The organism is Dyadobacter sp. Leaf189 (genome assembly GCF_001424405.1).
Lineage (GTDB): Bacteria > Bacteroidota > Bacteroidia > Cytophagales > Spirosomataceae > Dyadobacter.
Genome location: NZ_LMPS01000004.1, coordinates 1,214,825 through 1,221,954 on the forward strand (window position 1 = coordinate 1,214,825; position 7,130 = coordinate 1,221,954).

General features: G+C 47.0%; 6 protein-coding genes and 1 tRNA gene. 3 read left to right on the top strand and 4 right to left on the bottom strand.

The annotated features are described in order from the left end of the window. Positions 1–15: 15 nt before the first annotated feature. Positions 16–1,014, top strand: a complete 999-nt coding sequence (tsaD, locus tag ASG33_RS14450) for a tRNA (adenosine(37)-N6)-threonylcarbamoyltransferase complex transferase subunit TsaD (RefSeq protein WP_056286286.1) — start codon at positions 16–18, stop codon at positions 1,012–1,014. 55 nt (positions 1,015–1,069) lie between these two features. Further along, complete coding sequence (locus ASG33_RS14455; protein WP_310589201.1) at positions 1,070–1,870, top strand: MOSC domain-containing protein; 801 nt, start codon at positions 1,070–1,072, stop codon at positions 1,868–1,870. A 45-nt stretch (positions 1,871–1,915) separates the two neighbouring features. Here the strand turns inward: ASG33_RS14455 and lpxA are convergent, their stop codons facing one another. The 4 genes from lpxA to ASG33_RS14475 all read right to left on the bottom strand — a co-directional run bounded on the left by lpxA (position 1,916) and on the right by ASG33_RS14475 (position 6,507). After that, positions 1,916–2,725 carry an acyl-ACP--UDP-N-acetylglucosamine O-acyltransferase gene (gene lpxA / locus ASG33_RS14460; protein WP_056286290.1) on the bottom strand — a complete coding sequence of 270 codons (810 nt, stop codon included), beginning with the start codon at positions 2,723–2,725 and terminating at the stop codon, positions 1,916–1,918. Next, positions 2,722–4,113, bottom strand: a complete 1,392-nt coding sequence (locus ASG33_RS14465; protein ID WP_056286293.1) for a bifunctional UDP-3-O-[3-hydroxymyristoyl] N-acetylglucosamine deacetylase/3-hydroxyacyl-ACP dehydratase — start codon at positions 4,111–4,113, stop codon at positions 2,722–2,724. Before ASG33_RS14465 ends, lpxA begins: the two co-directional genes overlap by 4 nt. A 49-nt stretch (positions 4,114–4,162) precedes the next feature. Continuing rightward, entirely contained in the window at positions 4,163–5,203 is a 1,041-nt protein-coding gene (gene lpxD / locus ASG33_RS14470; protein WP_056286295.1) for a UDP-3-O-(3-hydroxymyristoyl)glucosamine N-acyltransferase, read from the bottom strand. Between the two features lie 71 nt (positions 5,204–5,274). Further along, a complete protein-coding gene (locus ASG33_RS14475) occupies positions 5,275–6,507 on the bottom strand; it encodes an HD domain-containing protein (protein ID WP_056286620.1) in 1,233 nt (410 codons plus the stop codon). 265 nt (positions 6,508–6,772) lie between these two features. Between ASG33_RS14475 and ASG33_RS14480 the strand changes: the two genes are divergently transcribed. Beyond that, positions 6,773–6,846 (top strand) — tRNA-Ile (locus ASG33_RS14480). Positions 6,847–7,130: the final 284 nt, after the last annotated feature.

Consider the following 7,130-nt stretch of genomic DNA (forward strand, 5'->3'; position numbering starts at 1 on the left):
GAATAACTCAATAGAATGAATATTCTTGCCATTGAATCTTCGTGTGACGAAACCTCCGCAGCCGTAATTACAAACGGGGAAATCCGCTCCAATGTTGTTGCTACGCAGCTTATTCACACACAATACGGGGGTGTTGTACCGGAATTAGCTTCGCGTGCACACCAACAACATATCCTACCAGTGGTAGATAAAGCATTGAATGATGCAAAAGTAACAAAAAAAGACCTGGATGCCATTGCTTTTACACGCGGCCCGGGCTTATTGGGTGCCCTGCTGGTTGGTACCTCTTTCGCTAAGTCCATGGCGCTCGGGCTTGGCATTCCCCTCATTGAGATCAACCACATGCAGGCGCACGTACTTGCGCATTTTATCGATAATCCAAAACCGGCATTCCCATTCCTTTGCCTTACCGTAAGTGGCGGCCACACGCAGATCGTGAAAGTGTCGGGACCATTGCAGATGGAGATCATCGGAGAAACACGCGACGATGCTGTGGGCGAAGCTTTTGACAAAACTGCGAAGCTGCTCGAATTACCCTACCCGGGTGGGCCTTTGATAGACAAATATGCCGCTGCCGGCAACCCTGACGCTTATTCCTTTCCATTGCCTGAAATGCCGGGGCTTGATTTCTCATTCAGCGGGATCAAGACTTCCTTTATGTATTTCCTCCAAAAACAGGTCCGGGAGAATCCGGCATTCATCAGTGAGAACCTGCCGGATATTTGCGCCAGCATTCAGTTTACATTGGTTAATATCCTGTTGAAAAAACTCAAGAAAGCTTCGAGAGAAACTGGAATCAGGGAAATTGCGATTGCGGGCGGCGTCTCTGCCAACTCGGGACTTCGGAAAGCTTTAACCGAGCTGGGCCAGACCTTGAACTGGAACGTTTACATTCCAGCGTTTGAATACTGTACCGACAATGCGGCGATGATCGCCATTGCCGCGCACTTCAAGTTCCTGGAAAATGATTTTTGTGACCAAACGGTAAGTCCGCTCGCGCGAATGGATTTCTGAACCCAGGTCCCCTTTCACTACCTGCAAATTAGCTATCGAAAAAGTACTGAATCAAATGATGCAATTGTCAGAAATCTGGATATACCCCGTTAAATCCCTGGGCGGGATCAGACTGCCGGAAGCCAGGACCGAAGAGCGCGGACTCGAATATGATCGTCGCTGGATGATCATCGATGAAAACGGGAAGTTCTTAACCCAACGTGTTTTATCCAAAATGGCATTGATTGATGTTAAGTTAACTGATCAGGGCCTGAAAATATTGAACAGGAATGAGCCCGAAAATGTATTGACAGTACCCTATCTGCCTGTCACCCAGCAACCAAGAACGGTGACGATCTGGGATGATGTAGTAGAAGCTGTTACCGTAAGCGACGAGGCGGATCAGTGGCTAAGCGAGCAGTTCGGACAAAAGCTCGAACTTGTCAAAATGCCCGAAGAAACTGAGCGCAAAGCAGACCCCAGATATGCCAGGAACGATGAAAACGTAAGTTTCGCTGACGGCTTTCCATTCCTGATCATCTCGCAGGCTTCACTGGATGATCTTAACTCCAGACTTGACGCGCCTGTTACCATGCAACGTTTCAGACCAAATATGGTGATTACCGGGAGTACTCCATTTGAAGAAGACCAATGGAAAGCGATCCGGATCGGAGATCTCGAATTCGGTATTGTAAAACCCTGCGCGCGCTGCATTCTCACAACCATCAATCCGGCAACAGCAGAGAAAGGCGCTGAGCCGCTGAAAACGCTATCCACTTATAGGAAAGTCAATAACAAAATCCTCTTCGGCCAGAATGCGGTAGCAAAAACGCTTGGTACCGTGCGGGAAGGTGATTCTGTGTTGGTTATACAATAAAAAAAGGCGCCTTGAAGGCGCCTTTAAACTAATATCATTCAGATTCTAAGCTTCTGTCTCACTTGCTCCGTTTGTCTGGAAGGGACTTTTCATAATGCCCCGCTCCGAATTTCTGATAAAGTTGATCACCTCGTCCCGCTCGTTTGAAGGCGGCAATTCCAGCTCTATCTTCTGTAATGCTTCGGCATTGTTCAGCCCCTTCATGAAGATGTACCGGTAAATATTCTGGATTTCAACGATTTTTTCATTGCTGTATCCTCTCCTGCGCAACCCTACTGAATTGATACCTACATAAGAAATCGGCTCGCGAGCTGCTTTTGTAAATGGAGGAACATCCTTGCGGACGAGCGAAGCACCGGACACAAATGAATGCGCTCCGATCTTCACAAACTGATGAACAGCGCTTAATGCACTTACAATAGCCCAGTCGCCCACATGTACGTGCCCGGCCATTTGCACATTGTTACCAATAATGCAATTGCTTCCAACCCGGCAGTCGTGCGCTACGTGTGCATAAGCCATAATCAGACAGTCGGAGCCTACTACTGTTTTCCAGTGCTCTTCGGTCCCGCGGCTGATCGTCGCATATTCCCTGATCGTTGTATTGTCACCAATAACTGTGAGTGTATATTCATTGTTGTATTTCAAATCCTGCGGAGTAGCAGAAATCACCGCTCCGGGGTAAATACGACAATTTTTACCAATTCTTGCGCCGGAATTAATGACGGCGTGCGAACCAATCCATGTTCCTTCTCCGATTTCAACATCGGCGTGGATCATAGCAAATGGTTCTATTTCAACATTCTGAGCGATTTTCGCGTCAGAATGAATGTATGCTAAGGTGGTTGGTGTCATTTTTTCTTTACCAGGCTTGCTATCATATCAGCTTCACATACCAATTGGCCGGCTACATAGCCGCGGCCACTCATTTTTACAATACCTCTTTTCATCGGAGATGTAAACTCGCATTTGAAAATAACGGTATCTCCGGGAAAAACATTACGGCGGAAGCGGCAGGCGTCGATGCCTATCAGATAGGGCCAGTAATTATCAGGATCGGGTACACTTGACAAAACGAGGATCCCGCCGGTTTGCGCCATTGCTTCAAGTTGCAATACGCCAGGCATAACAGGATTTCCCGGGAAGTGCCCTAAAAAGAACTGCTCGTTAATCGTCACATTTTTAACACCCACCACACTGTTCTCATCCAATGCGATGATCTTGTCAATCATCTGGAATGGATAGCGGTGCGCAAGCAGGTTCGCGATCTGATTGATATCAAATATCGGTGCTTTATTGGGGTCGTATTGAGGTATATCCCCTTTTCCGGACTTGATCAGTTTCTTGATCTTTTTGGCAAGTGCAACGTTGGCCGCGTGACCCGGACGCGCAGCAAGGATCTGCGCCTTAATCGGGCGGCCTACCAGTGCAAGGTCGCCAATCAGGTCCAGCAGCTTGTGCCGGGCCATTTCGTTGGGATAATGCAGGTCAACATTATTTAAAATGCCTTTTGATTTGTTGACACTGACTTTCGGCTTGTTCAATAGCTGTGACAAATGATCCAGCTCGCCGTCGCGTACTTCCCTGTCTACGATCACGATCGCATTGGTTAGGTCGCCGCCTTTGATCAGGTTCTGCCGGTATAGGGCTTCGAGCTCATGCAGGAAAACAAACGTGCGGCATTTCGCTATCTCATCTTTAAAAAGTGTGATATCGTTCAATGACGCATGCTGGCTGCTGATCACGGTAGAGTTGTAGTCCACCATTACAGTCAGCCTGTAATCCGAAAGCGGCAATGCAGCCAGCTCCGTATCATTTTCTTTATTGATATAGTGTACATATTCAGGAACTTCGAAGTAATTGCGGTACGCGTTTTGTTCCTCAATACCTGCATCCATGATCGCATCCACAAATTTAATGGAGCTCCCATCCATGATCGGAGGCTCGGGACCGTCAAGCTGGATAAGCACATTGTCGATTTGTAAGCCTACCAATGCAGCGAGCGTGTGCTCAACTGTATGAATGCGGGCTCCGTTTTGCTCAATGGTCGTACCTCTGGAAAGGTCCACTACATTGTCAACATCAGCATCTACAATGGGCTGATCTGGTAAATCAACGCGTTGGAACTTGTATCCGTGGTTAGCTGGCGCGGGAACAAAGGTCATCGTCGCAACTACACCTGTATGTAAACCCACTCCGGTGACGGATACTGACCTAGAAATGGTTTGTTGTTTTTCGTTCATTATATAAAATCCTTTTCTGCATAAAGGCTTGTTGGGGTACCGGCAGTATTTATTGAAAGTCAGAGGTTTCCTGCTTCCGTTCAAGGTCTTTCAATCGTTCTTCCATTTCAGGCAGCCTTCTTACCAGCGCCATGGATCTCAGATGTTCGTTCAAATCCCGCGCAGGAGATCCTGAAAAAGAAAGTCCTTCTTTTTTAACCGATTTGCCAAGTCCGCTTTGTGCGCCGATCTTGGTTTTATTTGCAACCGAAATGTGACCAACTACACCTACCTGCCCCGCTATCACACATTGTTCCCCGATCGTCGTAGATCCGGAGATACCTGACTGTGCTGCAATTACGGTATTTTTTCCTATCTCTACATTATGGGCAATCTGCACCAGGTTATCTATTTTGACGCCTTGCCGGATAATGGTCGAGCCCATTGTAGCGCAATCGATCGTCGTATTGGACCCGATACTTACATCGTCTTCAATGATCACATTGCCAAGCTGCGGGATCGCTTTGTAGCTTCCGTCGGTCTGCGGCGCAAAGCCGAACCCGTCGCTGCCGATTACCGCATTGGCGGAGATCACGCAGTTTTTACCAACAATTGTATTCTGATAAATACGAGCACCGGGGTGGACCACCGTGTTATCCCCGATCGACACATTGTCACCAAGAAAACTATGCGGGTGGATTTTAACATTATCACCAACAATGCAATTTTTACCAATATAGGAGAAAGCGCCGCGGTAAACGTCAGCGCCTACCTGACTGTTCTCACCGATAAAGCTGGGTTGTTCTACACCCGACTTGTTCTTTGCAAGGCGTTTCTGATATTCTTCAAGAAGAATTGTAAATGCAGTGTAAGCGTTTTCGACGTAGATTAATGTAGCCGAAACTTCTTTCTTGGGAGCAAAGTCCTTGTTAACGATAACCGCGGAAGATCCGGTTGAATAAACGTAAGCTTCGTATTTACTGTTGGCTAAAAAAGATATGCAGCCCGGACGCCCTTCTTCAATTTTAGCAGCCGAATCAATTGTAATTTTTTCATCTCCAACAATGGTTCCATCAAGCATTTGGGCAATCTCGCTGACAGTAAATTTCATATTTTTCGGCTAATGTGTTTCGAGTATGTTGCGTAAATTAGTATGACGGCTCCTTCTTGATATGATCCTTGCTAACCACGCAAAGATACATTTTTAGCCCAACATACATAGTACTTGCGTACAATCTTAGTCAGCGCTTCGATGGTCGGAATATCCGATGCATCGGCTATATCGAGCAAATTCGCATTCTTCATTTTCACGCGGATAGGGTCTTGTTCTTTGGCGTAAGCCCAGTTGGTAGTTTCACCTTCAATCAAAAAATAATCCATTTCTTCCTCCCTCACACCCGCGCTACGCAGCTGCTTCCGCAGCGGTTCCAGCACTTCTTCACCAGGCTGCTGATCATAAAACTGGATTTTAAACAAATCCCGGTCCAGCAGCTTTCTGCATAAAACGGAAAGAACCAGGTCTTCGTGTGTTTTCCATCCTTTCACAGAAGCCCATACGTCATTATCGTCCAATCCGTTGAAAGCTTGCATTAAACCAGGCTCGGAATCGAAGTCCTCGATTTTGAACCTGTTGTGCAAAAACCTTTCAAAATCAGGTGTAGCAAACAAAATGGTACCATTAGCAGTCAATTCCCGGGCACGGAAAAGGATCTGGGTCAGCATTGCCTGCGCACTCAGGAGTGTTTTGTGGAGATATACCTGCCAGTACATCAGACGGCGTGCATGCAGGAAGTTTTCTATGCTCAGAAGTGCTTTTTCCTCTACTACCAGTTCGTCGCCGCTGATATCAAGCATTTTGATCAGCCTGTCTGCGCCAATGGAACCTTCGATAACCCCGGTGTAAAAACTGTCGCGATTGAGGTAATCCATCCGGTCCATATCGAGCTGACTGGAAATCATCTGGTGAAAAAATTGGCGCGGGTAAGTGCCCTCAAACATTTGAATGGCCATATCTAATCTTCCATCCATTTGCCTGTTGAGCTCTTTCATCATCGAAAGGGTAATTGCCTCATGCTCCACGCCAGGCAGCATCACGCTTTCCAATACATGCGAAAAAGGTCCGTGGCCGAGGTCATGCAGGAGGATAGCAGCCTGCGCAGCTTCAAGCTCCGACTGCCAGATCAGGTGTCCTTTTTCCTGTAAGGCTTTGAGCGCCTGGCTCATCAGGTGCATTGCGCCAAGTGCGTGATGAAAGCGCGTATGCAATGCACCCGGATAAACGATATCGGCAAGCCCGAGCTGCTTGATTCTTCTAAGTCGTTGCAGAAACGGATGATCTACCAGGTCATAGAGCAGATCAGACGAAATAGTGATAAACCCGTAAACGGGATCGTTAATTATCTTTCTTTTATTCAAAGCCAATTTTTCCCCAAAAGTAATAAAAGAAGCAACGGACAAAAGCAGTTATTCTTGCTATGATCGTTTGGAGAATTGCACGGTTTAGCTATTTTTGCACTCCAAACCAAAGTTTGGCCGGGCCTATAGCTCACAAAAAACGTTTGGCCGGTAGGTTAGAGCAACTAACCGCGCGGCGGCCGCAGTTCCACTGAGGCTCATAATCATTAGGTGCCTGCCGGGGCGGCGATCCGCTTCGATCCCAGGCAGAATAAAAAGTAAACAAGGGCCTATAGCTCATTCGGTTAGAGCAACTGACTCATAATCAGTAGGTGCCTGGTTCGATTCCAGGTGGGCCCACTTGAAAATCAAGAGGCTATCTCAAATGAGGCAGTCTTTTTTTGTTTGTAGCGGTTGTGCAAATTTTCCGGATTGATTATCTTTAGGTATAAGCAAATCAGAAAAATGGGCCGCAAACAACCTTCTTTTAAGCCTTATCAGCAGCAACAGTTGATGTTGCTTCCTCCAAGTCTGGACGAATTGATCCCTAAGGGGCACATCGTACGTGTGGTCAATGATGTGATCAATAAGATCAACTTGGAGCCGCTCAATGCAGCTTACTATCATTCGGGTTCGGCAGGCTA